The sequence below is a fragment of the Luteolibacter luteus genome (assembly GCF_012913485.1).
Lineage (GTDB): Bacteria > Verrucomicrobiota > Verrucomicrobiia > Verrucomicrobiales > Akkermansiaceae > Haloferula > Haloferula lutea.
On sequence record NZ_CP051774.1, the window covers coordinates 4,706,615 to 4,732,058 of the forward strand.

Consider the following 25,444-nt stretch of genomic DNA (forward strand, 5'->3'; position numbering starts at 1 on the left):
TCCCGCTTGTTTGGGGGGCGAGACGGTTCTCAGCGGAGAGATGTGCCATTACCGGCAAGCCCAAGCGACGAGAAATGAAGGTTTCCGCGTGTAACCAGTGCATTTATACTAAAATTCTGGCTCAGGTAGGTCTTGGACTAGTTTCTTGAGGTTCCGCGAGACTTCGTAGCGAAGGTCCTCGAATGTGGTCTTGGTATCCTCGCTTATGCAGTTTAACTCAGCGACGCTTAGCCCCCAAAGTAACGCATCCATCCCCTGTATAGTTACTCCTTCCGATAAATTTGGAACATAGACCTTCGTATAGTAAGGGTGCCCACGGTTGATGTTGACCGCACAATGGCCGTCAATAAACGCAGGAGTCCAAAGGAGTCCGTCGTCGATGGATTCAACAGTTTGAATATGGACTTCGTCTCTTCTCGTTGATGCGCCGATTTGAAGTTTAAGTCGAACCTCGCCGAGTCGATTTACAAGAACTGCTTCACCCGAAGCTGCGTCTAAGCTCTTAATGTTGGGTTTAATGACTTGATCCTCTTTAGAAGATATGTTCCGATTAGATCCGTCATGAGCGTTTTGAGAGGTCTTCTTGACACTCTCTCGAGCACCTTTTCGGGAAAGCAAATCAGCTGCGCGTCGTCTCGGGGTGAGAAATTCTTTTACGAATACAGAAATCGCCTCATCCAAGATTATCTGTGATTTTTTGATGTCTATTTGGAACGCTTCGTCGAGACGATGGTCGAAGGAAAACTCGATGCGCAAGAGTGTCATGTGCGTCTCTCTAGCAAACAATCCGAGCCAGTCGGGGCCATGGGTAAAGCGGTTTTCTCGGTATACGTAGATGCCTTGATTTGCCGGCGCGACTCGCGCCCTTTCCTTCGCTTCCTCGGAAGAGAACTCCTCCTTTCGTGGCAAAATGAATGCCCTAATGCGAAATTCGGCGACGCTACCGCCCGGCATACTCACAGAAATATTCTCGTCCCCCACCAGTTCTGATTCTCCAACACAAAATGGGTCCCACGCTTCAACTGGGGTGCCATTGAGAGCAATTTTGATGTTGGTGGCGCGATTGTCAGCTGGATCCAAGAACCTTTGATAGACTGTCGCGAGGTGCTGCCGGAGCCCGTTGGGGCCATCAATGATCTTTTCGAAGGCCTTCTTTGCATAGGGCCCTGTTGGATCCTTATAAGCCTTCATAATCCGGTCGATCTTTTCCCAGATCACAAGCGTCCCGGCTTTGTCCGCGAGGACCTCGTTGAAAAACTTGCTCTCTGAGGGCGAAGATTCGCCGATCGTGATTTCCCATTTGCCGCTGATTTTGACGTGGTCGATGTCCCAAGCGGCCGTGATCAGAGTGTCTTCTGGGTTGGCTCTAGACACGACCACCAGACGGCGGCAGAAGGCGGTCGATCCTGTTTTAAGACCAAGTCCGAATTTGCCCAAGCTGGCCTTCGATGTCCGGACTTGTGATCCGTAGGTCATCGCGTTTAAGACGCCATCCTTTGTCATGCCAACTCCGTCATCGTAGATTCGAAGTGAAATGTTGCCGCGGTAATCCTGTTTCAAAAATATTGAAATGTTTTTTGCGTCTGCGGCGATTGAGTTATCTACAACATCAGCAACGGCGGTATTGAATTGGTATCCTGTGTCGCGAAGGCCTTCGATAACACGAGCTGCGTCGGGTGGTAGTGGATGTAGTACCTGACTCATATGGTTGGGGATGGGGTGGATTTTCGTAGAGCGCTTTCAGAGTCTCTCAATTTTCGGTTTCGAGGATTCAGAACCCGCTAGGAATTGGGGAGAGTGGAGATGTTAGCTCGATGCTGCGACAGGGCTCTCCACTAGATCCGCATCGATCATTGAGTGGGATGTCGCTTTCGCGGCTCACATTCGAACTCGCCGAACTATAGACGAGCAGTGGTGCCACCAAGCGCAGACGGCTGGAGGCGGGCCAGAGCTTCCGAAGGAAGGCTTGGGTTTCCAGGTTGGACATGGTGGCGGTTCTGAGCGGGAAGCCTAACGGGCGGAGAGGGGGAGTGAAGGACGAATATGCGTAGGGTCGGGGGATCAAAAAAGGACCACGGAAAGGAGTTCCGAAAAGACCGCCTCCGTGGCAAACTCTCCCCATGTCGTTTTCCTTTCCTTCTCCACCCCGGCCAAGCGGCCCCGATCCCACCCGGTCACCTGTTATTTTCCCTGTTATAACAGGCGGAACATGCACCTGCGGCGCTGGATTTTCACCGGCTCCCAGCGATCCGCGGGGGAGGGGACTTGTCCGGCTTCTCAGCAGCCCGGCCGCCTGTTAATTTCCCTGATATAACAGGCGGAACAGGCACCGGAATCACCCCGATTTCCCACCGGATCGCCCCTCCTTCCACCCTCCGCCCGGTGCGCGATGAAAAATACGGGAATCCAGCGCCTCCTACCCCGCGTTCGACCCCCTCGGATCCACTCTAAGTCACTGATTGGCTGATGATTGGAAGATTGATGGTGGGTCATTTTACCTCCGCCATTGCCCTCCCGCCCGGCCTACCCTAGTTTCCGCCATGCCCACCGCCGCTCTCGACCTGAAGGAGTCGATCCTCGCCCTGAAAAAGGAACGGAATGCCGTCATCCTGGCCCACAATTACCAGACCGGCGATATCCAGGACCTAGCGGACTATGTCGGCGATTCCCTCGGCCTCGCCTACCACGCGAAGGAGACTGATGCCGATGTGATCGTCTTCTGCGGCGTCCACTTCATGGCGGAGACGGCGAAGATCGTGAATCCTACGAAGGTCGTCGTACTTCCGGACAAGGATGCCGGTTGCTCGCTGGAGCAATCCTGCCCCGGCCCCGAACTGGAGGCCTTCCTGAAGGCGAATGCGGAGAAGAACTACTACGTCATCGCCTATATCAATTGCTCGGCCCACGTGAAGGCGCTCTGCGATGTGATCTGCACCTCCGGCAATGCGATCAAGATCGTGAACAAGGCCCCGGCGGATCGCCCGATCCTCTTCGTGCCGGACGCGAACCTCGGTGCCTGGGTGATGGAGCAGACCGGCCGCAAGATGGATCTCTGGCAGGGCTCTTGTTACGTCCACGTCGAGTTCACCCGCGACTCGATCAACCGCATCAAAGCCGAGCATCCCGGTGCCCTCGTGGTGGCTCATCCGGAGTGCACCCAGGCCGTGCGCCTGCTGGCCGATGAGGTCTGCTCGACCGAGAAGATGATCACCTTCTGCAAGAATGCCCCGGTGAAGGACATCATCGTGGTGACCGAGAGCGGCATGCTCCACCGCCTGCGGAAGGAGTGCCCGGACAAGAACCTCATCGCCGGTCCCACCGACCGTTGCGCTTGTGCGGACTGCCGCTACATGAAGATGAACACGCTGACCAAGCTCCACGCCTGCCTGGAGAACCTCAGCCCCCAGGTGGAGATCCCCGAGGACATCCGCTCCCGCGCCGAAGCTCCCTTGCTGCGCATGCTGGAGCAGTCCAAGTAAGCAGCGGCTCTCGTCGCACTACTTCGCCCGGGGATGCGCCTCGTCATAGGCCTGGCGCAGCCGCTCCTTCGTCACGTGGGTATAGATCTGCGTGGTGGAGAGCGAGGCATGGCCTAGCAGGCTCTGCACCGAACGCAGGTCAGCCCCGGCATCGAGCAGATGCGTCGCGAAGCTGTGCCGCAGCTTGTGCGGTGAGATCTTGAAGGGGATCGAGCTTAGCTTGAGATACTTCTTCAGCAGCAAGTCGATCGCCTGCTGGGTGATCCGCGTCCGGCTCTTGCCAAGGAACAGCGGCCCGTTTGTTACCGCCGCTTCCCGCTGATAGCGCTGCAGCGCCGACATTGCCGGTCCACCGATCGGCACGATCCGCTCCTTCGAGCCCTTGCCCATCACCCGGACGTTCTCGCCGAGGATGTCGATGTCCTTCACATCCAGCCCCCGCAACTCGGAGATACGCAGCCCGCAGGAGTAGAAGAGCTCCAGGATCGCCGCATCCCGCAGCGGCATCCACGGCTGCGTCTGCTTGTAGAGCGGCACCTGCAGCGGCAGCGCCAGCAGTTCCTCGATCTGCGCGATTGTCAGCACCACCGGCAACTTCTTCTCCGGCTTCGGAAGCTGCACCTCCGCCACCGGGCTCTTCGCAAGGCCGCGGCGATGAACGAGATACTTGTAGAAGGACCGGATCGCGGCGAAGCGCAGGCGGATCGTCGCTTTCGCAAGCCCCGCCTTCATCATCTCGAACAGCCAGCGCCGGAACTCATCCGCTGTCACTTCCCTCCAACCAAGGAAGCGTTCGCCGAACCATGTGCGGCAAGCTTCCATCGCCAGCTGGTAGTTGGCGAGCGTGCGCGGCGAAGCGCTGCGCTCCACCTCCATGAACTTCAGGAAGGCTGCCTCCAGCTCCTCATCCATGCGTCGCAGGCTTCTTCTTCGCCTTGGCGATGGCGGTGATGATCAAGACCACGCCCGCGATCAGCATGATCGCCACGATCCCCATGCCGATATAGGCCATCTGGAGTTCGGATTTGGCAAACCGGCTCAGCTCGTTGGCATCTGCACCTACCCCGATCTCCTTGGCGCGCTGCAAGCGCTGGAGCACCAGGAAGATCAGGACGGTCGCGGAGACGAAGAGCGTGAGGGCAATGCGGACAAGCCGGTTCATGCGCAGGCGGGGCAGGTGCCGAAGAACTCCAGTTCGTGGTAAAGATTGCGGAAGCCCGTCTTGCGGCGGATCTCGTCTTCCAACTCGTGGACGGGGCAGGGGGCCTTCACCGCCTCGATGCTGCCGCACTCGGTGCAGATCAGGTAGTCCTGGTGGCGTCCCGGGATCAACAGCGTGAAATAAGCGGCCCGTTCATGGAGTCCGAGACGGCGCACCACGCCCTTCTCGGCCAAGCGCTGGAGCAGGCGGAAGACGGTGGCCTTGTCGCACTGGTCGCGCAGCCGTTCCGAGGCCGCGAGTTCGCTCAGGGTCATCGGCCGCGGCGAGTCCAGCAGGGTCACAATGAGTTCCTCCAGCGCCTTGGTCCGGCGCAGGCCGGCAGCGCGGCAGCGGTCGATGGTTTGGGTGACGACTTCGGACATCCGCGGGGAGGATAGGTTTGGATATGCTGGAGGGAAAGGGGGAAAGCGGGCCGGGTCACAGCAAGGTCGGCTGCCCGTCCGCCGGAGGCGGCATCGTGGCACCGATCTTGGTATAGGCCGCGGGAAGGGCGATCCGGCCGCGCGGGGTGCGCTGGAGGTAGCCCTGCAGGATCAGGAAAGGCTCGTGCACTTCCTCGATCGTCGCTGCGTCTTCGCCAACCGCCACGGCCAGCGAACCGACGCCCACCGGACCGCCGTTGAACTTGTAGATCAGCGCTTCCAGGATCCGCTTGTCCATTTCATCGAGGCCTTGGGCGTCGATTTCGATCATCGCCAGCGCGGCGTCCGCGATTGGGCCGGTGATGGTGCCATTTCCCTTCACCTGCGCGTAATCGCGGACCCAGCGGAGCAGCGCATTTGCTACGCGCGGGGTCCCACGGGAACGCGCGGCGATCTCCATGGCCCCATCGCGCTGCATCGGAATGTCCAGCAGCCCTGCGGAACGTTCGATGATCTGGGCCAGTTCTTGCTGCGTGTAGTAGTCCAACCGGTTCACGAGTCCGAAGCGCGAACGCAGCGGTGCCGTGAGCATCCCGGAGCGGGTGGTGGCGCCCACCAAGGTGAAACGAGGAAGATTCAGCTGAATCGAGCGGGCAGACGGACCGGAGTCGATGATGATATCCAGCCGGAAGTCCTCCATCGCGGGATAGAGGTATTCCTCGATCGCCGGGTGAAGGCGATGGATCTCGTCGATGAAGAGGACGTCGCCCTTCTGGAGATTCGTCAGCACCCCGGCCAAGTCGCCGGCTTTCTCGATCTGCGGGCCGGAGGTGACGTGGAGCTGAGAGCCGGTTGCCCGGGCAATGATATTTGCCAAGGTCGTCTTCCCAAGCCCCGGCGGGCCCGAGAGCAGCACATGGTCCAGCACGTCGCCCCGTTGGCGCGCGGCCTCGACCATCAGCAGCAGGCGGTCCTTGACCTTTTCCTGGCCGATGAACTCCGAGAAGACGGGCGGGCGCAGGGAAACGTCGAAGGACGTGGTCGGCGCGGTGGTGGTTTTCTGGTAGAAATTTTCGCTCATCCCGGGGCGCGCAGAGAGAAAATCACGCTAGCGGTCGAATGAACACGATTTTTCACGTGAGAATCGGCTTTACATGCCTGCCCGGGTCCCTATGGTCCGCGGCCCCGAAACGACACGCCCTTTTAGCGCCATGAAAGTTCTTTCTTCTCTCGCCTCGATGAAGCGCCGCCACGCCGACTGCCAAGTCGTGCGCCGCAAGGGCACGCTCTACGTCATCTGCAAGTCCAACCCGAAGTTCAAGGCCCGCCAAGGTGCCACCAAGGGTACGCGCCTCTCCAAGCAGGGCGTGAAGTAATCCCGCTTCGGCCGGATCAAACGGCTTTTCAAAGGAGGCGACCCGCGTGGGTCGCCTCTTTGTTTTGCCTGGAAGGACGTCCTGACAGGGCTCAGAGCGTCTTGTGGCAGAGTTTTTCGCGGCGTTCCCGGACGAGGCGGACTACAAGCGAGGTCCAGCCTGTTTGATGGGATGCCCCCAGGCCTTCCCCGGTTTCCGCGTGGAAGTATTCGTGGAAGAGCAGGAGTTCCTGCCAGTGCGGAACATCCGTGTAGCGATGCGCCTCGCCGAAGCAGGGGCGGTATCCGTTCTTGTCCGGGGTGAAAAGCGAGATCAGGCGGTCGCAAATGTCGATCGCGACTTCCTTGAGAGTTTTTTGCACGCCGGAGCCGGTGGGGTATTCGATTTTGAAGCTATCCCCGTAAAAGTGGTGGTAACGCTCGAGGGCTTCCACGATCAGGAAGTTCGTAGGGAACCAAATCGGGCCACGCCAGTTTGAATTGCCTCCGAACATGTCGGTGTTCGATTCCCCGGGCGTGTAGGCGACCTCATTGGTGGTGCCGCCATGTTCGAAAACGAAGGGCTCCTCTTCATGGGCCTTGCTCAGGGAGCGGATCCCGAATTCGGAAAGGAACTCCTTCGGGTCCAGCATGCGTTGAAGGGTCTTGCGGAGCTGAGCCTCGGAAGGAATGGCCAGCAGGCAGAGTGCGGACTTCTTGTCACCGGTGTGACGGCGGACATTGATATACTTCAGAAGCTCCGGGCGGCTGCTCAGGAACCAATCCATGCGTTTCCGGAAGCCGGGCAAGGACTCGATGGTGGTCTGCTTTAGCACGGTGACCGCACACATGGGCAAGAGGCCAACCAGCGAGCGGATGCGCAGTGGCACCGGGTCGTCGTGGTTGATGATGAGCTGATCGTAGTAGAAGCCATCCGTATCGTCCCAGAGGCCGGTGCCGCCGAGCGAGTTGATGGCGTCCGTGATGCTGACGAAATGCTCGAAGAACTTCGAGGCGATGTCCTCGTAGGCCGGCTTCTCCGCGGCGAGTTCCAGCGACATCGCAAGCATGAGCAGGCAGTAGGAAGCCATCCATGCCGTGCCATCGGCTTGGTGAAGCTTGCCGCCGTCAGGAAGTGCGTGGGAGCGATCAAAGACCCCGATGTTATCGAGGCCGAGGAAGCCGCCGCCGAAGACATGGCGTCCCTCCATATCCTTGCGATTGACCCACCAGGTGAAATTCATCAGCAGCTTCTGGAAGGCGCGCTCCAAGAAGAGCAAGTCGCGCTGGCCCTTCGGGTCCGCGATCTTGTAGACGCGCCACACCGCCCAAGCGTGGACCGGAGGATTCACGTCGGAGAAATTCCACTCGTAGGCCGGCAACTGGCCATTCGGGTGCATGTACCATTCCCTGAGCAGCAGCAGCAGTTGGTCCTTCGCGAAATCGGGGTCGACCGTGGCGAAGGGAATCATGTGGAAAGCGGAGTCCCACGCGGCGAACCATGGATACTCCCACTTGTCCGGCATTGAGAGGATATCGCGTGCAAAGAAATGGCCCCAATCCGAATTGCGTCCCTTGAGGCGCGCTTCCGGCGGTGGCGGGCCGTCGCTATCGCCCTTCAGCCAATCTTCGATGACGTAGTGGTAGAATTGCTTCGTCCAGAGCAGGCCCGCATATCCCTGGCGGCAGATGAGATTCTCCTCGTGCGAGAGACCCTTGGGGATGACCTCGCTGTAGAAGGCGTCGCTTTCCGCGATGCGTTCGGTGAAGGTTTCCTCGAACTGCTCCAGACCGTGGATGTCGTTATTGGCAAGCGTGGAGTGAAGCCGGCAGCGGACCGTCACGGAGGCCCCGGGTGCGACCATGAAATGGAAGTGCGGGGTTGCCTTGGTGCCCATCGGGAGCGGGGAAACGGCCTCCCTATCCCCTTGGATCAGCAGCTTGTGAAAGGCGTCCTTCACATACTCCGAAGGCCCGCCGAAGTTGTAGATCGCCGGGTAGTCCGTCTCGTTATCGGTGAAGAGCCATTCTTCATCGTCATCGAAATCCGGAGAGTCGGCATAGAAGAGGTAATCCCCCAGGGTTTCGTGAGAGGCGAAGACGTGGTCGCCATGGAGGGCGATGGATGGCTTGCGCAGCGGGGTTTCGCGCTCGCTGCCCCACTTCCACACATTGCGGAACCAGAGGGTGGGGAGCACGTGGATGGGCGCGGGATCCGGCCCGTGATTGGTCACGGTGATACGCCATAGGATGTCCTCCGGCGAGCGTTTCGCGACCTCTTGGACGACATCGAAATAGCGTCCGTTGTCGAACATTCCCATGTCGGCAAGTTCCAACTCCGGGCCTTCGCGGCCGAGCAGGGCATTCTTTTCGCGGATCTCGGTGTAGGGAAACTTGGCTTGTGGGTATTTGTAGAGCGCCTTCGTGTAGGAGTGGGTGGGGGTGGAATCGAGGTAGTAGTAGCACTCCTTCACGTCCTCCCCGTGGTTGCCCTCGTTTCCGCCGAGTCCGAAGAGGCGTTCTTTCAGAATGGTATCCTTTTCGTTCCATAGGGCGGGAGCGAAGCAGAGGCGGCACTGGCGGTCGCACCAGCCTTGGAGGCCGTCCTCGCCCCAGCGGTAGGCGCGGCGGCGGGCATGGTCGTGGGGGAACTCTCCCCAGCTGTTCCCGAACTCCGAATAATCCTCGCGCACCGTCCCCCATTGGCGCTCGCTGAGGTAGGGACCCCAGCGTTTCCAATTTTTCCCCCGGCTCAGATCCTCGTCCAAGCGTTCGTGTTCCCTCGTCATCCAAGCCCGTTAGAGCAGGAACCGTGCACCGTCACCAGAAAGAGTGTTCCACGGGGTAAATCGATGCACCGAAGGGTGTATTGAAAGAGAACGGCGGATCTGTCATGCCTCACTGGAAATGAGCGCTCCCGTCCTTCTCCCCCCGGTGGTTACCTTGCCGGAAGATGCCCCGGTTTACGATGCCTTTGGTGATCGTGTCACTTTCCTGCTGACGGGTGCCCAGACCGGCGGGCAATGTACCCTTTTCACCGTGGTGACACAGCCCGGAGGCGGGCCCCCGCCTCACTGGCATGAAAACGAGGAAGAAATCTTTCACGTGCTGGAGGGCGAGGCCGAATTTTTCAGGGATGGCGAGTGGGCCGCGGTGCCCGCTGGCACCACCCTCTACCTTCCGCGGGGTGGAGTGCATAGCTACCGGAACGCCGGCCAGACGCCGCTGAAGATGCTCGTTCAAGCGATCCCGGCTGGCTTCGACACCTTTTTCGCGCGCTGCACCGAGGAATTCCACCGCGACGGCGGTCCGGACATGGACCGCATCGTCCAGATCAGCTCGGAGCACGGGATCTTTTACCAGACCCCCTGAGTCCGGAGATTTTCCTTCACCCGACCTCCCGTTGGTCCGCGTTCAGCTTCCCTCCGGCTGGCGCGGACCTTCTCTTTTGGATGAGTCCTCTTGGTTGCTTTGGATCAGGACGCCGGCTCCAGCCTTACGAAGTAGTGCTCACCCATCCCTGTGATATCGATGATCACCTTTCCGATGCCCGAGTCCGTCGGACCCGGGATGAAGGTGGCGCGGGAAGAGAGGTCTTCCGTAAAGCCGTCGGTGAGCGAGGAACTCCCCATCACTTTCCAGGATCCGGTTGCGAGGCCGAAGGCCACGTCCAAGGCCAAGGTGTTTCCTGAACGCGTGGTCCTAAGGATCGACTGATCTTGTGACGGAACGTCCGAGGGGCCGAAAAAGCGGCGGGGGTCTGAAAAATCCGAGATCTCCCGGAAATCGAACTCGTAGAGATCTTCCGTGGGAAGGGCGGGCTTTTCGTAGAAGCGATTCTCCAGCAGGGCCTGTGTTTTGGCTATCATCGTAAGGACCGCGATGGGCGACTTTCCTCCCGGAGTCATGTCCGCCGGCTGTTGCAGGAGATCCCCCACCTTGAAAGTCCTCGAAATCACAGGATCGGAGGGATTGGGAACGCTCAGATTCTGGAGTTTGAAAGGAAACGACCGGCGCAGGTCGCGGACCTTGTCCACGATGTTGCCGCCGAGCAGATCGACCGAGTAGTCGGGTAGGATTGCCTGGGAGACAGTCCGGGAGGGCTTTACTTCGACGTTGAAAGTATCGGTCAGCTTGATCCCGACCCAGCCTGCATCCCAGTTGTTTGCCTGCTCGAAATCGTAGCGGGTGGCAAGCGGACGTGTGGTGTAAGAGAGGTGTTCCCATTGGAAGCCGGCTCGCAGGTCCAAGCCGGAAACCGCTTCTACCCCGAACTGATTGTTGGTGCGGTTGTCGCGATTGGTGAAGTTGTTGTCGTAGTTCCAATCGGAGAACGATCGCGGTAGGTAGCCACCTGCGGTTTCCTTTCCCCAGGTCCAATCGGCTTCCACCCAAGGAGCGAATTCCTTGGCTTCACCGGGCATCAGAACAAGGGCAGCGCCAGGTGACGCAGGGCCCATCTCTCGAAGGAGCATGGTGAACGATTTCCGTACGGACGGGTTCTTTTCGTTGGCGATCTGGAACCGGCCCAGCCCGTGGAACTCACCGTTCCAAAACTCCGTGCGGAGGAAATTGGCGTTCTTCTTGAACCGGAAGGCCACCGGAGGGTCATTGATCGCAACGCGCGCCTTTCCTCGTGTCACCGTGGCGTTTGTAGGATTGTAGAGCGTCACAATCGGGTCGCACACGAGATGGGGCACCGCGTAATTGGTGTTGCCTGCGGGGACGCCCTTTACGTTGTAAAAATTGATCCGCTCACCGAGGTGGGAGTAGTGAGAGACCACGGAGAAGACGAGCTGCACCTTCGAAATGACCAGCGGCTCAGGAAGCGTGGCGGGCGACTGGGCATTAGCCAGCGGGGAACAGGCAAGTCCCAGCAAAGCGGGAATCGCGCCCCCATAACGCTGTTTCTGGTTGCTGCCGATCATGGGTTTTTCCGACATGATCAGGCAGATAGTTGCTTGATATGCCTTCTGTCAAACGCGGTTGGATTTCTGCATCGCCTTTTCACGGTCCCTTCATGGGGCTTTGTCCCTGGGAGGTGAATCCGGCATTGTAGTGTTCTTCAGAACTCCTAGCATGGGAGCGTTTCCCGATGAATCGAATCGACCGCCTGACCGGAATGATCCTGCTGCTGCAAAGCCAGCGGGTGATCACGGCGGAGCAGATCGCGGCGCATTTCGAGATCAGCGTGCGGACGGTCTATCGGGACCTCGGGGCATTGGGGGAGGCGGGAGTGCCGATCATCGCGGAGGCGGGCGTGGGATATAGCCTGATGCGCGGCTACCACATGCCGCCGGTCATGTTCACGGAGGATGAGGCGGCAGCGCTTTTCATGAGCGGCGAGGTCACGGAGCAGATCGCGGATGAATCGCTGAGGCTTTCGTTGAAAGCGGGGCTGCTGAAGATCAAATCCGTGCTGCCGGAGGACAAGAAGGAGTATCTCAATCGCTTGAAGAATGTGGTCGGCGTCTGGTTCCGCCGGGCGGGTTCCGATGACAAGCGGGACTCCCTGATGCCGATCCAAGATGCGATCGTGCGGCGGCGTTGCCTGGCCCTTCGCTACAATGCGGGGAACAAGGGAGAGATTACCTATCGGGTGGTGGAGCCGCTGGGCGTGGTCTTCTATTCACGGCAGTGGCATTTGATCGCCTATTGCCGTCTGAGAAAGGACTTCCGGGATTTCCGCTTGGACCGCTTCACCAGTTGGGAGGCGCTGGAGGAGTGCTACGAAGGGCACGCCTCTTTTTCTGTGAAGGACTTCCTTCACAAGCTCATCGAGAGCGACGAGTTGATCCCGGCAACCGTGGTGGTGGAGGCGGAGGTCGTGGAACGCTTCCGCGCGGAAATGCCCTGCACGCCGGTGGTGGAGCACAAGCTTGGCGATGGCCGGGTGAAAATGGAGATCCTTGCCTTCTCGGTTCACTGGCTGACGAGTTGGCTGATGAGCTTCGGGACACGGGTGCAGGTGGTGGAACCGCCGGAGATGCGGGAAGCGATGCATGACGCCGCGATGGAGATCGCGGGGCGCTATGCGGATGTTTTTTCAGGCGTTTAGAAGCCTGAGTCGCCCAGCGGTGTGCCTTGCCGCCGGTGCTCTTCCATGAGCAGAAGTCAGGTTCGTGGTGATGATTGATTGTCATCATGGCATGAATTGTGATAACTCGTAAGTTGTTCATCCGATATTAAACTATGAATCTGCAATCGATTCTCGCCTCGCTCCTTCTCACTGGGCTGGCACCGGCCGCCACTGTGTTCATGCGATTTGAAACCACGATCGACGCCTCCGAGCACGGCGGGTCGGCATCGACCCCGCTGGTGGTGACTTTCTCCTTCGACTCCGAGTTAGCTCCGGGAACAGGGCCCGCGGAAGAAAACGAAGTGAACTCGAAGTCCTACGGGCCGCTTTCCTCGATGGAGATCAAGCTGGGTAGCGAGACTATTTCCGGTGTAGGAGACGCAGGCTCCGGGATTTCGGTATGGAATGATACTCCAGATGGAGACGGGATCCGGATTGCGGTCGGCCCTCTGCCCACCCCGGAAGAGACCTTTCTGGGGATGGGTGTGTCGGGACTGTCGATCCTGCTAGCGGATCCGACGGGCACACTGTTCAGCGATGCGAGTCTCCCCACTTCACTCAGCATCCTCTCCTCCTCAGGCATGTACCAGCAGACGGATTTTAGCCTAACCACGATCGGCTCCTTTCTGCTGGTGATGGAGCAAAATTTCACTCCGGTGGAAGATCGCAGGCCATTCACCCTGACGGTAGTTCCCGAGCCGGGTTCCTTGGCCCTCTGCGGTATCGCAGCATTGGGAACGGCGGGGATCCGCAGGCGTGTGAGAGAGTAGGCGGGGCACTGTTCAGGGTCCTTTTTTCGCCCCCGAACATTTTCCAGAACCCTCCTGACATAGGGTTGTCAGTAGGCCGTGCTTTCCTGTTCGACGTGAACCCGGACGACCCGGGCAACCAAGATCCTACTCCAAACGAACATGAAAGACGACGCACTGAACTGGTTTGAGATTTTCGTGAGCGACCTCGGCAAGGCCAAGGACTTCTACGGCACCATCCTTGGCAGCGAGCTGACCCAGGTGCAGTCGGAAACGACCGACTGCAACATGGCCATCTTCAACTTCAACCAGGAACTCGGCGTGGGTGGCTGCCTGACCCAAGCCTGTGACCAGTGCAAGCCGGGTGCCGGTGGCACGATGGTCTACCTGAATGTGGAAGGGGAACTCGACAATGTCCTTTCCCGGATCCCGTCGGCAGGTGGTGTGGTGGTCCGAGAGCGCATGGCCATTCCGCCGCACGGCTTCATCGGGATCTTCAGCGATCCGGATGGCAACGTGGTCGGCCTCCACAGCATGGCGTAAGCCGGCTGGTCCCCCGATTTGCCTGCCGTCTTCGTGACGGCAGGCGTTTCGGTGTACATGCTTTACTTCGCCTTGATGGTGATGACGTGTTCCACAGGCTGCTTCGCATCGGCGATTGCCTTGGCGAGCGGCGCCCGGGCTTTTTCCGTCACGGCGAAGGTGCCTTCGAGATCGGCGGCTCCCTCGGGGCCGTGGACCAGCTGTTTGATCTGGCGGGTTTCGTATTCTTGTTTCGCGGCGACGGCATCCCAGATCTTCTTGAAGGCCGGAAGAAGCGGATGGGTCTGGAAGTCCTTCGCGAGGTTCACGCCTTTCGCCAGTTCTTCGGACGAATACGTCTTCGAGGTTTCTCCCCATGTGACTTCATAGCTCGTCGCGGAAGGAGAGGCGACCTTCAGGGTGATGCGGTTCAATTCATCGTCGAATGGGATCAGGGCCAGCCCGGCACGGATCGAGTCGTCGCTCTTCAGATCGCCGGGGCCGGGACTGAAGGGAATTTTGGTGCTCTTGAGCGTGATCTTGCCATCTTGGCTGGAGATCACTTCGTGTCCGAAGCTGGAGGAGGCTTTCCCGGAGGTGGCGTCAAAGGTGATGGTGCCCAGATCACCATCGATGCCCATGCCTTTCAGGAATGCATAAGCCATCACCACTTGGCCTGCCCAGCCGGGGTGCACGCCGTCCTTGCCTGCGACCATGAAATCGGGGCCGTGGAGTTTTTCCGCATCGTAGTCGGCCACCAGCATTGGCCGGTAGACATCGGCGAAGGCGACCTGCTCCGCGGCGGCGATCTGAATGCCGATGTTGCGGAATTTGGAGAGCGAGAGATTGAGGTCCTCCTTCGTCCCGGCGGCGCTTTTCACCCAATGCGGCACGGTATCGATGATGCCAGGGGAACCGAGCAGGACGCGGGCCCCGGCTTTCTTGAAGGCCTGGACCATGGTGGTTTCGTTCTTCCGGTATTCCTCTGCGATCTGCTCGTTGTAGGGCACGTAGCGGAAGTCATTCATCCCGTAACAGGAGGTGGCGAAGGTGGGCTGGAAGCGCAGCACGTCGCTCTGCAGGCGACCGAGGAAGCCGCCCGCCTGTTCACCGCTCCAGCCATACTGGCGGCAGGTGATTTCAAGCTCCGGGAGCGAGGCCGTGAGATAGGCCTCCATGATGACGGAGTAACGCTTCTGCTCCGTGATCGAGTCCCCGCAGATGGCGACGCGATCACCCTTTCTCAGCAGCAATCCGGAAGGCTCCGGGGCGGGGTCCAGCACGTAGGCGGAAAGGGTGTCTGGCAGGGGAGCAAGTTCCTTCGCGGCGAGGGGCAGGACTAGGGAAAGGTAGAGGAGACAGAATCGGCGGTTCATGCTTCCATCAGACGATCCCGGCGGGGCCGATGTATCAAGGGGCAATCCTGCTATCCGGAGAAATCAGGCGCGAAAGGACCGGGAGCTAGGCAACGTTTCCTTCCGATTCATCGATTCATGAAACCCATCGTTCTGATCCTGCCTGCGGGCCTGTTCGTGCTGGCCTACTCTGCCGCAAAAGTTCCCGAGGGAGGCTCGCCTTGGCACAAGAGGGTGCTGACCAAAGACTTCCTCACGGAAGGCCTCTCGGCCGGGGATCTCGACGGGGACGGAGTGAAGGATCTCGTCGCGGGTGCCTTTTGGTTCAAGGGCCCCGATTTCAAGGAGGGCAAGCTTTACCGCCCGGGCCGTGCGATGCCCATCAACGGCTACATGGAAGATTCCTTCCTGAGCTGGGTGGAAGACCTGAATGGCGATGGTCGCAACGACATCCTCATGGCCAGCCATCCGGGCAAGGACATGACCCTCTACATCAACCCCGGCAAGGAAGGGGATTGGCCCGCACATCGGGTGATGACCGAGGCCGCTACCGAGAGTCCGCTGTGGCTGGATCTCGATGGCGATGGCAAAAAGGAACTCGTCTGCCAGCAGGGTGGCAAGTTCGGCTACGCCGAGGTCGATTGGTCCGATGTGACCAAGCCGTGGTCCTTCATTGCGATTTCCGAAAAGCGGACCGACTCACCCTATACCCACGGCTTGGGAGCGGGGGATCTGAGTGGCGATGGCAAGATGGACATCATTGAGAAGCAGGGCTGGTTCGAGCAGCCGAAGGAAAAGGGAGGCACGTGGACTTATCACCCCGAGCCTTTCGCTGGTCCGGGCGGAGCCCAGATGCTGGTTTTCGACGCCGACAAGGACGGCGACAATGACATGATTACCAGCCTCAATGGTCATGGCTACGGCCTCGTCTGGTACGAGAATCGTCGTAAGGACGGGAAGGTGACCTTCGAACGCCACGAAATCCTTCCGGAAGACCCGAGCAAGACCGGGCCGGGTGGGCTTCAATTCAGCCAACTGCATGCGCTGGAGGCCGGAGACTTCGACAACGATGGGCGCATGGACTTCATCACCGGCAAGCGCTTCTGGGCGCACAATGGCAATGATCCTGGCGAGCGAGATCCCGCGCTGGCGGTGATCTTCTTCAATCGCAAGGAAGGCAACGGTGTGAAGTGGGACGCGGAAGTCGTGGATGATGACTCCGGCGTCGGTTGCCAAGTGCTAGCGGTGGATCTCGATGGCGACGGCAAACTGGAGTTTGCCGCCGGCAGCAAGAAGGGCGTCCACATCATTTCGCGCTGAGCAGGAGCTCGGGCTCCGCTTGGGCTGCCTCCATCTCTTGGCTGGAGGCAGTCGCAGTGGCCGTAGGGGCGCTACAGGTCCCCAAGGTCATGCAGGAGAGACCGACCGCAAAGAAGCCGAGGCTCAGGAAACCGGGCGAGAGGACCTTGAAGATGTTCATGGCGCTTTGGCGAAGGGATCTGCGTTCAGCCGCTCATTCACTTCGCGCGGCATCCAGGTCCAGGGATCGACATCCTTTTCCGTGAAGACCGCGGCACCGATGACGCCCACATTGCGGTGTTCACCGGTGGAGAGATTGGCGTAGGATCCGCCCACGCTTGAGAAGCGGAAACGGGCGACGGTCTCGGGGCTGGTGCGCCAGCCCTTCACCTCAAGGGTTTCGCCCGGAGCGATCACGTAGCCGCGCTTGCTGACGGAGGCGGTCTTGCCATCGATGACATCGAGCCCGTCGACGCTGAGTACGACCTCCAAGCGGCTTTTGCAGCGATTCTTCAGGGTGATCGAGTAGCTGGAGTCCTTCTTGCCGACAACGAAGCGGCGGTTGTGGTTTCCCCATGACAGATAGTTCATGTAGGTGGGGAGGTAGCTCATGCCACCCTTGATGCCCCATTCGATTTTCTCACCGGAGATAAGCTGGGTGCTATTGGTCTTTGACTTGGAACCGGCCATGGCGTCGATGCCCTCGCGATTGTTATAGTAGACCAAGCCGGTGCCGTCGGGCTTTGACGAGGCACGGACGAAGGACTGGCGGTTCCAAGGTGATTCGACTTGTTCGCCGAAGCCGGTGGCGAGGCCGGGACGTTCCTCAGCAGCCTTCCGTTCGGATTTCCTCGGGTTGTTAAGGAGGTAATCGATGTTGTTGCGGTTGATTGCACCGTCCCCGCTACGAAGTCCGGCAGTGACGATGTCGGAAGCATTTTCGCCAGTGGTAGCAGGAGTTGGCGGGCTGTAGTCATTGCTCCCGGCTAGAGGAGCGTTGCTGGCACAACTGGAGAGCCACAGCGCGGTAAGGGCGGAGGCGAGTAGGAGGGGAGTTCTCCGGAGGGCGGGAGATTTCGTCAGCAGCATGAGGAATTTCATGGTGCTGGAAAAACAGCATTTTGGGTTCAGATGGTCAAATTTTAAATGCAGTTTTTTCAACATTTAAATTGCGGCTTTTCCAGCAGGCGCTATTCCTGAGTCATGAGCAATGCGGAAAGCTTGGCCCGCCGTGAGCGGCAGGTGATGGACATTTTGTATCGGAAGGGTGAAGCCACGGCGCAGGAGGTGCTGGATGAAATGACGGATGCTCCTACCTACTCCGCCGTGCGGGCGCTGCTTGCGACGATGATGGAGAAAGGTCTGGTCGCATTTCGCAAGGACTCGCGCCGCTACGTGTATCGTCCGGCGGTGCCGGAAAAGAAGGCGAAGCGCTCCGCCTTGAAGCAATTGCTCTCCACTTTCTTTGAAGGCCGGCCGGAGAAGCTGGTGGCCGCCTTGCTGGATCCGAAGGACCAGCAACTGAGCACGGAAGAGATCGAGAAGATCCGCAAGCTGATCGGACCCGAAGATTCGAAGTAGCAGGGCGACCCTATAACCTATGAAAGGTTCTTCAATCATTCCGCTGCTTCTTTCGCCTTTGCTGGTTGCCTGCGATCCTGCCGCGGTAGCAACCATTCCCCTTTCTGGGCCCGCATCCGCAGTGCCGGGAGGTCAAAGCCTCAGCCAGACAAAGGCAAAGCGGGTGATGGGGGAAATGGCTTCAAAGCGGGGCTACTCGTTCGGAGGAGTGACAACGATGCCTCAGCCCGGAGCCCCGCTGCTCTGGTATACAAAGGAGATGGAGGGAGCCGATGTCACGATGTCGCTCCGGCGAAATCTGCAAGATCAGAACTTGGAGATTGAGATCGCCGATTTTCCCGCGTTCACCCGAAGCGAGGAGTCACGTCAGTTGGAGGCTGAGATTCGGAGCCGCCTGCCATGATCGCGACCGCCATCGCCTTCTCGCTGATCGCTGCCACCGCCGTGTGGCTGGCGGGACGGCGTGATGTGGCGCGCGATCCACGGCTGACCTTGTGCGCCCTTATCTTGCTTGCGCTGTTCCCCTTGTTGTTCTTTCTGCCGAAGTGGGAGGTGCTGCCTCCTGCGGATGTGGCGGAAGAGCAATCCGCGTTCATGCGGTGGTTGCCGTGGATCTGGGGCATCGGTGTGGCGATCGCATCGCAGCGTCTGGTGACCGCGCTGGCCCAATTGCTGAAGTGGCGCCGTGAGTCCGAGCGCGTCGGCGTGCGTGAAGCGGGTGATCTGATCGTCGATGTCCGGCTTCTGAGAAGCTACCCGGGCCCGGTGGCTGCGGGGATCTGGAGTCCTGTGATCTTCGTGCCTGCGGAATGGGAAGAGTGGCCGCCGGAAACGCGGGAAGCGGTTCTCGCCCATGAGATGAAGCATCACCAGCGCCGCGATCCCTTGTGGCGGGCGATTGGTGCGGTGGCCTGCACGCTTCACTGGTGCAATCCGCTGGTCTGGTGGATGTCCCGCCGCTTGGCGGATCAGTGTGAGTTTGCCTGCGATGAAGCGGTGGTGGCGGATGGCTTCCGGGCGGACCGCTACGCGAACGTTCTCTGCGATCTGGCAGCCTCGGCGAAGGCTCCTGCGACCACGCTGGCCATGGCTCATCAAGGTGGCTTGGAAGCGCGGGTACGCCGGATGATGACGAAGGTGCCGAGGGGATCCCGTGCTGCGCTGGTACTGTTGATCGTGTTCACCGCGCTCACCGCGATCGGACTGGTGATCCTGCGACGTGCCGAGCGCCCGGCGAAGCCGGCGATTCCCGTGGAAGAGATTCGGACGAGGTTGGAGGCGGATCCGTTTCCGGGGGATTGATGCGGACAAAGAAAAAGCCTCCGGTCTCCCGGAGGCTCTTTCGAAAATGGGAACTCGTCCCGGATGGCCCGATTACTTGGCGTACTTCACGCCGCAGCCGTAGGGCTGGGTCTTGGCCTTCTCGACGGTCTTGCCACCGAGGACCGAATCAAGCGCATCGGAGATATAGCTGTCGGCGGTTTCGATGTCAGCCACGTCGGTGGTGGACTTGGAGTCGATTGCGCCGTTGTAGGCGACCTTGCCTTCCTTATCGATGACGAAGAGGTGAGGGGTGGTCTTGGCGCCGTAGGCCTTGCCGACCTTGCCATCGGCATCGAGGACGATCTGGCTGGCCTTGTTGCCTTCCTTCTTGGAGCGGTCGGCGAGTTCAGTGCCGGCGAGGTAACCCTGCTGGCCTTCCGCCGAAGAATTCACCGAAAGCCAAACCACGCCCTTGCCGGTGTAGGTCTCCTGAAGCTTCGGGATATTGCCGCTGCCGTAGTGCTTCTTCACGAAGGGGCACTCGTAGTTGATCCACTCGAGCACCACGACCTTGCCCTTGTAATCGGACAGGGAAACTTCCTCGCCCTTCGTGTTCTTCACGGTGAAGGCCGGTGCTGCTTCACCCGGCTCGACGGCCCAGGCGGTAGCGCTGCAGATCATGGCGCCGACCACGGCACCGAGGAATGTGTGTTGTTTCATAATCAATTTCAGTGGGTAGGGGATTCTCAGGTTCGTCGATGACCCTGCCGAGGGAGCTGGTGCTGTCCAACGGAAATACGGTCACTTTGCGGCACGCCACGTCACGGAGAGCGGTTCGGCGACCTTCCCCCCGTAAAGGACGATATCGAGTAGAGCGATCTGGCCCTCGGCGTATTCATTTTTTGGTGCTTCGGCCACCCAGACTCCTTCTTTCCGCTCGAAAACGAGGTCCGTGGTGTCGGCTACGACCTGCGGGGTGGCCGGAAAAGCCTTCGCTCCGGTGAGATCGAGGCTTTCCGGTCCTTTGATCGTGAGAGTCAGGTTGTCCCCGTTTTCCTCCAGGGTCAGGGAGGTGTCCTTCGCAGGTGCGGGCATCTTCTTTTTCGCCGCGGCAATCGCTTCGCCGGACTGGCCGGAAGCGCCGTCGCCTGCGGGAAGTTTCAGGGAAAGCTCCACATCGCCAGGCACGCAGGCGCTGTCATTGCAGGTCAGCCAGGAGAGCTTCACCTTGAAGTCGGCCTCGCCACTGGCACCGGCGGGCGGGGTGAGATCGACGAGGTACACGGCCTCGCCCTCGTAGCCGTAGCCGGAGAGTTCGCCGGTCTTGAATCGCTTGGGGATCGGATTGCGCAGCTCGCCGGCCTTCCAGCCTTCGGGGAGGGTCCACTTCGCGGAGAGTGGCATGCCGGCTTCGCCCGGGTTGATCCAGTAACCATGCCAACCGGTGTCGAATTTCAGCTTGATGCCGACCGCGACCGGTTTGCCGGCTTGGTAGGAGGCTGAGCCACTGATTAGCTCCGCCTCGGCGTGGCCGGATTTCACCCCGGCGAAGGCGGTGGACACGAAGGGAAGGCTGGCGGCCATGAGAAAGGAGAATTTCATCGCAGGCATCTAAGAGGCGTTTTTCGGAGGTGCAACCGGTCGTGAGAGATTACCACGCGACCTTTATTCTCCTATCGAGGCAGTTTCGGGCCGCCGCCGCGCTTCTCCCGTCGATAGGCCGTGGGTGCTTGGCCCATGTGCTTGCGGAATTGGCGAGAGAAGTCGCTATGGTCGTAGAAGCCTGCTTCGAGAGCCACCTCCGTGATCGGGAGATTTGATCCCGCGAGGAGCTCGCAGGCTTTGATCACCCGCATCCGCATCAGGTAGCTGCGCGGGGTCGTCTGGAAGGTCTTGCGGAACTTCCGCTCGAACTGCCGCACCGAAAGCCCGGCGATCTCTGCCAGTTCGGCGACTTCCAAGCGCTCGCGGAAATTGGCCTTCAGGTGCTCTGCCACCTCGGCGAGCTCCAAGTAGGGCTGGATGGCCGCGCGCTGTTCTTCATAGGAGCGGACGGTGCCACAGAGGCCGCAGACATTCCCGTGCTTGTCGAAGAGCGGGAGCTTGTCGGTGATGAACCACTCGGGGCGGCCTTGGGAATTTGGGAAAAGTTCGATCAGGCCCAGCAGGGGCTGCTTGGTGGTGATCACCTTTTCATCGTCCCGGTGGTACTTGTCGGCCAGGCGGGGAGGAAAGATCTGCTTGTCCGTCAGACCGACGATCTGGTCTTCCCTCTGGAATCCGCATCTTTTCACGAAAGCGGGGTTTCCTGCCATGAGACGTCCCTCGCGGTTCTTGGCGAAAAAGAGCGTGCCCGGGAGGTGGTCGAAAAGATGGCGGAACTGTCCCGGGGGGAGCTCTTCCATCCACTTGCGGAGGTCATTGGGTGTGTCCACTGGCAAAAACATACAAGTGCTTCCCGCAATCCTACAAGCTCTCTCAGCGTTTCTGCGTCAGCTTGAAAACCCGCCCGATTGGGCCACGTTGGCAACCGCGACTGATCCACCTGCAACCGATATTCATGCACGCGCTTCGTCTTTCTATCCTCCTGCCTCTGGCCGCACTTGGTGCGGTGCTGGCGAAACCCCTGGTCGCTCCGAAGCCGGAAGCCAGGCGTCTCGAAGTCCTGTTCTTTGGTGCCCCCACTGCCGCTCATGCCGCGCATGATCCGGTGACGCGCTACCGGAGCATCAAGAAACACCTCGGCGTCGAGGGCATCGACTTCACCTACACCGAAGATCCGGCGGAGGCGCTCAATGCCGATACGCTGAAGAAATACGATGCCCTCCTGATGTACGGCAATTGGGACCAGAACGGCCCGATGCCTGCCGGCCAGCTCAAGGCGCTGACCGAGTATGTGAACAATGGCGGAGCTTTCCTGCCGATCCACTGTGCGTCCGCTTGCTACGGAGGCTCGCCGGAGTTCATCAAGCTCGTCGGTGGCCGCTTCAAGTCCCACACAACCGGTGTGTTCAAGGTGACGAATGTCAACAAGAGCCACCCGATCATGAAGGGCTACGATGGTTTCGAAGCCTGGGATGAAACCTACGAGCACGACAACCAAGGCGACGACCGCGTGATCCTCGAGAAGCGCGACCAGGAGCCATGGAGCTGGGTGCGCGAGCAGGGCAAGGGCCGCGTTTTCTACACCGCCGCCGGCCATGACCACCGCGTGTGGGACCTCAATGAGTTCAACGATTTCATCAAGCGCGGCATCTTCTGGAGCGTGGGGCCGGAGAAATACCGCCTGCTGCAGAACCTGAAGCTGCCGAAGCTTGAAGAAGAAAAGGTCGAGCTGCCGGGATACCTGAAGCGCGAGCTGATCACAAAGGCCCAGAAGCCGATCTCGCCGGAAGAGTCGATGAAGCTGGCGCAAGTGCCGGTGGGCTTCGAGCTGGCGCTGTTCGCCTCCGAGCCGGACATCGTGAACCCGATCTTTGTGAACTGGGATCACAAGGGCCGCGCCTTTGTTATCCAGACTGTCGATTACCCGAACAACCTGCATGAGGGGAATATCGGCAACGACAAGATCATCATCGCCGAAGACAAGGACAATGACGGCCGCGCCGACAAGTTCACGACCTTCGCCGACAAGCTCTCGATCCCGACCTCGCTCGTCTTTGCCAATGGCGGGGTGATCTGCACGAACGGATCCGACATGCTGTTCCTCAAGGACACCAACGGCGACGACAAGGCTGATGTCCGCGAGGTCCTCTTCACCGGCTTCAACATGGGTGATACCCACGCCGGCGTGTCGAACCTGCGCTACGGCCACGATGGCTGGATCTACGCGACAATTGGTTACTCCGGCTTCAAGGGCACGGTGGGTGGCGTCCAACATCAGTTCAACCAAGGTGTCTTCCGCTTCAAGCCGGATGGCTCCAAGCTGGAGTATCTCCAGCCGACCACGAACAATACCTGGGGCCTCGGCACCACGTCGGATTTCGACATCATGGGTTCCACCGCGAATGGCAACCCGTCCTTCTACCTGACGCATCCGAAGGCAGACTACGATGCCGCGGGTTTGCAGACACCGCGCACGCCGCGTGCGGACAGCAATCCGATCTTCAATCCGAGCTCGATGGATATCCGGCAGGTCGACCAGTTCGACCGCTACACCGCGGGTGCAGGTCATGCTTTCTACACCGCCGAGCGCTTCCCGGAAGCGTGGCGTGAGAAGACCGCCTTTGTCACGGAAGGTACCGGCAAGCTGGCGGGGGTCTTCGAGGTCAGCCGCGAAGGCGCGGGCTTCAAGTCCGTGCAGTCGAACAACAATATCTACAACAGCGCCGATGCGTGGTCCGGCCCGGTCTGTGCCGAAGTCGGTCCCGATGGTGCAGTGTGGATGTGCGATTGGTACAACCTGATCATCCAGCACAACCCAACCCCAAGTAAAGGATCCTCCGGCCTTGATGCACGCAACGGCAAGGGCAATGCCTATGAGACTCCGCTGCGCGATACCAAGTTCGGCCGCATTTACCGGATCTACCCGGGCGGTTCGCCGGATGACAGTAATCCTGGACTCGATCCGGAGAAGCCGGCGACCTTGCTGGCCGGCCTGAATCATCCGAACCTCTTCTGGCGCCTGCATGCCCAGCGCCTGCTGATCGAAAGCGGCAACAAGGTGTTCGCTCCGAAGCTCACGGAAGTGGCTGCTGGCGGTGATCGGGCAGCTGCCCATGCGATCTACGCGCTGGCCGGACTGAATGCCCTGGAGCCTTCCACGATCAGCCAAGCACTTGCTTCGAAGGTCCGTGCGGTGCGTCGTGCGGGGATCATCTGCGGCACCCCGCAGCAGCTGAAAGAAGGCTTGATCGTGGACGGCAAGTTCCAGATCGAGGACGCCCGCGACCTCGCCGATGCGATGGTTGCGATCTCCCGTGGTCCGGTGGATGTGGAAGTGGGCAAGGCACTCTTTGCTCTCATCACCGCGAACGAGTCGAAGATCTCCCAAGATACCCCATTGAAGGACGGCTGGCAGATCGCCGCGAACCGTCAGGCACCGGGCGTGCTGGCTGCAGCGGTGGCGGCGGGCTTCGGAGGCAGCCAGGCCGCAGCCGAGATGCCGAACCTCATGCCAAACCCGGACTTCTCCGATGTCGCCGGTGGCAAGCCTGCCAACTGGACGGACCTGCGCTTCTACGTGGGTGACCGTGATGGCGTGAAGCTCACCGCTTCTCCAGATGGCCGCGAGGGCAGCATGGCGCTATCGATCTCCTCCGCGAAGAACTCCGACTGCGGAGCTGCCGTGACGGTCAAGGTGAAGCAACGCACGCGCTACCGCCTGTCCGCCTGGATCAAGACGCAGGATCTCAAGCCTGCCGGTGACGGCCCGGGCGCGCTGCTCAACGTCCATGGTGGCGAGCGCACGCAGGGCGTGAAGGGAACAAAGGATTGGACTCAAGTTTCCACCGATGTCGAAACGGGCGACCGTTCCGAGCTTCTCGTCCACTGCCTCTTTGGCGGCTACGGCGGTGCCACCGGCACGGCTTGGTATGATGACATCTCGCTCACGGAGATTGCCGGTGGTTCCGGTCTTGCCGGCATGCTGGATCAAGTGGCGGCCCGTTTCTCGACTACCGGTGATGCGGCTGCCAAGCAGGCGCTGGCCGATGAGATCGGTAAGTCCGAAGGTGGCTTCGCCAAGAAGCTGCTGGCCCAGCTCAACACGAAGCCTGCGGCTCCGGCTCCGACAAAGGACAAGAAGAACAAGCCGGATTCCGCCGTGCATGAGCGCGGGGCCGCGATCTACGGACTGACTTGCATCGCTTGTCACGGTCCCGATGGCAAGGGTGTGGCGGGCGCTTTCCCTCCGCTTGATGGTTCGGACTGGCTGGTCGAGGACCCGAGCGTGGCGATCCGGATCATCGTGCATGGCCTGCAAGGCCCGGTGAAGGTGTCCGGTCAGGAGTTCACCAACGTGATGCCGCCGCTCATCGACCTCGATGACCAGAAGGTCTCCGATGTGCTGACCTACGTGCGCCAGAGTTGGTCGAACGACCTGCCTGCCGTGACGCCAGCGCAGGTGAAGGATATCCGCACCAAGTTCAAGGATCGCACCACGCCGTGGACGGCGAAGGAACTGGGCCACTGATGGGTGGAATCAATCCGATCAAATTCAACGGCGGCGGGAGTGATCC

23 protein-coding genes are annotated in these 25,444 nt (G+C 59.9%); 10 read left to right on the forward strand and 13 right to left on the reverse strand.

All coding sequences use genetic code 11. The features are described 5' to 3' along the window. Positions 1-108 precede the first annotated feature (108 nt). Complete coding sequence (locus HHL09_RS19450; RefSeq protein WP_169456293.1) at positions 109-1,704, reverse strand: ATP-binding protein; 1,596 nt, start codon at positions 1,702-1,704, stop codon at positions 109-111. A gap of 836 nt (positions 1,705-2,540) precedes the next feature. Between HHL09_RS19450 and nadA the strand changes: the two genes are divergently transcribed. After that, positions 2,541-3,479 (forward strand): quinolinate synthase NadA, encoded by a 939-nt coding sequence (gene nadA / locus HHL09_RS19455; protein ID WP_169456294.1) that lies wholly within the window; start codon positions 2,541-2,543, stop codon positions 3,477-3,479. Positions 3,480-3,497: 18 nt separating this feature from the next. Here nadA and HHL09_RS19460 read toward each other — a convergent pair whose 3' ends face one another. From HHL09_RS19460 to ruvB, 4 genes are read right to left on the reverse strand one after another with little or no spacing between them, the layout of a single operon-like run. Continuing rightward, entirely contained in the window at positions 3,498-4,391 is an 894-nt protein-coding gene (locus HHL09_RS19460) for a tyrosine recombinase XerC (protein WP_169456295.1), read from the reverse strand. Next, a complete protein-coding gene (locus HHL09_RS19465; protein WP_169456296.1) occupies positions 4,384-4,641 on the reverse strand; it encodes a hypothetical protein in 258 nt (85 codons plus the stop codon). The genes HHL09_RS19460 and HHL09_RS19465 overlap by 8 nt, the downstream gene beginning before the upstream one ends. Beyond that, positions 4,638-5,063, reverse strand: a complete 426-nt coding sequence (locus HHL09_RS19470) for a Fur family transcriptional regulator (protein ID WP_169456297.1) — start codon at positions 5,061-5,063, stop codon at positions 4,638-4,640. The genes HHL09_RS19465 and HHL09_RS19470 overlap by 4 nt, the downstream gene beginning before the upstream one ends. A 55-nt stretch (positions 5,064-5,118) precedes the next feature. Continuing rightward, the gene (ruvB, locus tag HHL09_RS19475) at positions 5,119-6,144 is read right to left on the reverse strand and encodes a Holliday junction branch migration DNA helicase RuvB (RefSeq protein WP_169456298.1); all 1,026 of its coding nucleotides are present in this window, start codon (positions 6,142-6,144) and stop codon (positions 5,119-5,121) included. 130 nt (positions 6,145-6,274) lie between these two features. On the opposite strand from ruvB, the gene ykgO reads away from it, so the two are divergent. Continuing rightward, positions 6,275-6,439 carry a type B 50S ribosomal protein L36 gene (ykgO, locus tag HHL09_RS19480; RefSeq protein ID WP_169456299.1) on the forward strand — a complete coding sequence of 55 codons (165 nt, stop codon included), beginning with the start codon at positions 6,275-6,277 and terminating at the stop codon, positions 6,437-6,439. A gap of 91 nt (positions 6,440-6,530) precedes the next feature. Here ykgO and HHL09_RS19485 read toward each other — a convergent pair whose 3' ends face one another. After that, positions 6,531-9,206, reverse strand: a complete 2,676-nt coding sequence (locus HHL09_RS19485; protein WP_169456300.1) for an MGH1-like glycoside hydrolase domain-containing protein — start codon at positions 9,204-9,206, stop codon at positions 6,531-6,533. A gap of 118 nt (positions 9,207-9,324) precedes the next feature. On the opposite strand from HHL09_RS19485, the gene HHL09_RS19490 reads away from it, so the two are divergent. After that, on the forward strand, positions 9,325-9,789 hold the full coding sequence (locus HHL09_RS19490) for a cupin domain-containing protein (protein WP_169456301.1): 465 nt from the start codon (positions 9,325-9,327) through the stop codon (positions 9,787-9,789). Positions 9,790-9,893: 104 nt separating this feature from the next. Here HHL09_RS19490 and HHL09_RS19495 read toward each other — a convergent pair whose 3' ends face one another. Further along, entirely contained in the window at positions 9,894-11,360 is a 1,467-nt protein-coding gene (locus HHL09_RS19495; protein ID WP_169456302.1) for a hypothetical protein, read from the reverse strand. Positions 11,361-11,512: 152 nt separating this feature from the next. Here HHL09_RS19495 and HHL09_RS19500 point away from each other — a divergent pair, with 152 nt between their 5' ends. From HHL09_RS19500 to HHL09_RS19510, 3 genes are all read left to right on the forward strand, one after another. Further along, a complete protein-coding gene (locus HHL09_RS19500; RefSeq protein ID WP_169456303.1) occupies positions 11,513-12,475 on the forward strand; it encodes a helix-turn-helix transcriptional regulator in 963 nt (320 codons plus the stop codon). A 200-nt stretch (positions 12,476-12,675) separates the two neighbouring features. Further along, positions 12,676-13,266 carry a PEP-CTERM sorting domain-containing protein gene (locus HHL09_RS19505; protein WP_169456304.1) on the forward strand — a complete coding sequence of 197 codons (591 nt, stop codon included), beginning with the start codon at positions 12,676-12,678 and terminating at the stop codon, positions 13,264-13,266. 141 nt (positions 13,267-13,407) lie between these two features. Next, the gene (locus HHL09_RS19510) at positions 13,408-13,788 is read left to right on the forward strand and encodes a VOC family protein (protein WP_169456305.1); all 381 of its coding nucleotides are present in this window, start codon (positions 13,408-13,410) and stop codon (positions 13,786-13,788) included. Positions 13,789-13,850: 62 nt separating this feature from the next. Here HHL09_RS19510 and HHL09_RS19515 read toward each other — a convergent pair whose 3' ends face one another. Beyond that, positions 13,851-15,143, reverse strand: coding sequence for an SGNH/GDSL hydrolase family protein (locus HHL09_RS19515; RefSeq protein ID WP_169456306.1), 1,293 nt, complete (start codon positions 15,141-15,143; stop codon positions 13,851-13,853). A 117-nt stretch (positions 15,144-15,260) separates the two neighbouring features. Between HHL09_RS19515 and HHL09_RS19520 the strand changes: the two genes are divergently transcribed. After that, positions 15,261-16,442 (forward strand): FG-GAP repeat domain-containing protein, encoded by a 1,182-nt coding sequence (locus HHL09_RS19520; RefSeq protein ID WP_169456307.1) that lies wholly within the window; start codon positions 15,261-15,263, stop codon positions 16,440-16,442. Here the strand turns inward: HHL09_RS19520 and HHL09_RS19525 are convergent. Next, entirely contained in the window at positions 16,429-16,602 is a 174-nt protein-coding gene (locus HHL09_RS19525; RefSeq protein ID WP_169456308.1) for a hypothetical protein, read from the reverse strand. The two genes, HHL09_RS19520 and HHL09_RS19525, sit on opposite strands and share 14 nt — an antisense overlap. Further along, positions 16,599-17,522, reverse strand: a complete 924-nt coding sequence (locus tag HHL09_RS19530) for a hypothetical protein (protein ID WP_169456309.1) — start codon at positions 17,520-17,522, stop codon at positions 16,599-16,601. Before HHL09_RS19530 ends, HHL09_RS19525 begins: the two co-directional genes overlap by 4 nt. Positions 17,523-17,624: 102 nt before the next feature. Between HHL09_RS19530 and HHL09_RS19535 the strand changes: the two genes are divergently transcribed. Beyond that, positions 17,625-18,002, forward strand: a complete 378-nt coding sequence (locus HHL09_RS19535) for a BlaI/MecI/CopY family transcriptional regulator (RefSeq protein WP_169456310.1) — start codon at positions 17,625-17,627, stop codon at positions 18,000-18,002. A gap of 399 nt (positions 18,003-18,401) precedes the next feature. Further along, on the forward strand, positions 18,402-19,304 hold the full coding sequence (locus HHL09_RS19540) for a M56 family metallopeptidase (RefSeq protein ID WP_169456311.1): 903 nt from the start codon (positions 18,402-18,404) through the stop codon (positions 19,302-19,304). Between the two features lie 72 nt (positions 19,305-19,376). Here HHL09_RS19540 and HHL09_RS19545 read toward each other — a convergent pair whose 3' ends face one another. The 3 genes from HHL09_RS19545 to HHL09_RS19555 all read right to left on the reverse strand — a co-directional run bounded on the left by HHL09_RS19545 (position 19,377) and on the right by HHL09_RS19555 (position 21,670). Then, positions 19,377-19,985 carry a redoxin family protein gene (locus HHL09_RS19545; RefSeq protein WP_169456312.1) on the reverse strand — a complete coding sequence of 203 codons (609 nt, stop codon included), beginning with the start codon at positions 19,983-19,985 and terminating at the stop codon, positions 19,377-19,379. A gap of 81 nt (positions 19,986-20,066) precedes the next feature. After that, positions 20,067-20,849 carry a protein-disulfide reductase DsbD domain-containing protein gene (locus HHL09_RS19550; RefSeq protein ID WP_169456313.1) on the reverse strand — a complete coding sequence of 261 codons (783 nt, stop codon included), beginning with the start codon at positions 20,847-20,849 and terminating at the stop codon, positions 20,067-20,069. An 89-nt stretch (positions 20,850-20,938) separates the two neighbouring features. Beyond that, positions 20,939-21,670, reverse strand: coding sequence for an AraC family transcriptional regulator (locus HHL09_RS19555; protein ID WP_169456314.1), 732 nt, complete (start codon positions 21,668-21,670; stop codon positions 20,939-20,941). A gap of 155 nt (positions 21,671-21,825) precedes the next feature. Here HHL09_RS19555 and HHL09_RS19560 point away from each other — a divergent pair, with 155 nt between their 5' ends. Further along, the gene (locus HHL09_RS19560) at positions 21,826-25,398 is read left to right on the forward strand and encodes a PVC-type heme-binding CxxCH protein (RefSeq protein ID WP_169456315.1); all 3,573 of its coding nucleotides are present in this window, start codon (positions 21,826-21,828) and stop codon (positions 25,396-25,398) included. Positions 25,399-25,444 lie beyond the last annotated feature (46 nt).

Bases quoted from the DNA above. Each gene is read 5' to 3' on its own strand.
- HHL09_RS19450 (WP_169456293.1), bottom strand. From the start codon at position 1,704: ATGAGTCAGGTACTACATCCACTACCACCCGACGCAGCTCGTGTTATC.
- nadA (WP_169456294.1), top strand. From the start codon at position 2,541: ATGCCCACCGCCGCTCTCGACCTGAAGGAGTCGATCCTCGCCCTGAAA.
- HHL09_RS19460 (WP_169456295.1), bottom strand. From the start codon at position 4,391: ATGGATGAGGAGCTGGAGGCAGCCTTCCTGAAGTTCATGGAGGTGGAG.
- HHL09_RS19465 (WP_169456296.1), bottom strand. From the start codon at position 4,641: ATGAACCGGCTTGTCCGCATTGCCCTCACGCTCTTCGTCTCCGCGACC.
- HHL09_RS19470 (WP_169456297.1), bottom strand. From the start codon at position 5,063: ATGTCCGAAGTCGTCACCCAAACCATCGACCGCTGCCGCGCTGCCGGC.
- ruvB (WP_169456298.1), bottom strand. From the start codon at position 6,144: ATGAGCGAAAATTTCTACCAGAAAACCACCACCGCGCCGACCACGTCC.
- ykgO (WP_169456299.1), top strand. From the start codon at position 6,275: ATGAAAGTTCTTTCTTCTCTCGCCTCGATGAAGCGCCGCCACGCCGAC.
- HHL09_RS19485 (WP_169456300.1), bottom strand. From the start codon at position 9,206: ATGACGAGGGAACACGAACGCTTGGACGAGGATCTGAGCCGGGGGAAA.
- HHL09_RS19490 (WP_169456301.1), top strand. From the start codon at position 9,325: ATGAGCGCTCCCGTCCTTCTCCCCCCGGTGGTTACCTTGCCGGAAGAT.
- HHL09_RS19495 (WP_169456302.1), bottom strand. From the start codon at position 11,360: ATGTCGGAAAAACCCATGATCGGCAGCAACCAGAAACAGCGTTATGGG.
- HHL09_RS19500 (WP_169456303.1), top strand. From the start codon at position 11,513: ATGAATCGAATCGACCGCCTGACCGGAATGATCCTGCTGCTGCAAAGC.
- HHL09_RS19505 (WP_169456304.1), top strand. From the start codon at position 12,676: ATGCGATTTGAAACCACGATCGACGCCTCCGAGCACGGCGGGTCGGCA.
- HHL09_RS19510 (WP_169456305.1), top strand. From the start codon at position 13,408: ATGAAAGACGACGCACTGAACTGGTTTGAGATTTTCGTGAGCGACCTC.
- HHL09_RS19515 (WP_169456306.1), bottom strand. From the start codon at position 15,143: ATGAACCGCCGATTCTGTCTCCTCTACCTTTCCCTAGTCCTGCCCCTC.
- HHL09_RS19520 (WP_169456307.1), top strand. From the start codon at position 15,261: ATGAAACCCATCGTTCTGATCCTGCCTGCGGGCCTGTTCGTGCTGGCC.
- HHL09_RS19525 (WP_169456308.1), bottom strand. From the start codon at position 16,602: ATGAACATCTTCAAGGTCCTCTCGCCCGGTTTCCTGAGCCTCGGCTTC.
- HHL09_RS19530 (WP_169456309.1), bottom strand. From the start codon at position 17,522: ATGAAATTCCTCATGCTGCTGACGAAATCTCCCGCCCTCCGGAGAACT.
- HHL09_RS19535 (WP_169456310.1), top strand. From the start codon at position 17,625: ATGAGCAATGCGGAAAGCTTGGCCCGCCGTGAGCGGCAGGTGATGGAC.
- HHL09_RS19540 (WP_169456311.1), top strand. From the start codon at position 18,402: ATGATCGCGACCGCCATCGCCTTCTCGCTGATCGCTGCCACCGCCGTG.
- HHL09_RS19545 (WP_169456312.1), bottom strand. From the start codon at position 19,985: ATGAAACAACACACATTCCTCGGTGCCGTGGTCGGCGCCATGATCTGC.
- HHL09_RS19550 (WP_169456313.1), bottom strand. From the start codon at position 20,849: ATGGCCGCCAGCCTTCCCTTCGTGTCCACCGCCTTCGCCGGGGTGAAA.
- HHL09_RS19555 (WP_169456314.1), bottom strand. From the start codon at position 21,670: ATGGAAGAGCTCCCCCCGGGACAGTTCCGCCATCTTTTCGACCACCTC.
- HHL09_RS19560 (WP_169456315.1), top strand. From the start codon at position 21,826: ATGCACGCGCTTCGTCTTTCTATCCTCCTGCCTCTGGCCGCACTTGGT.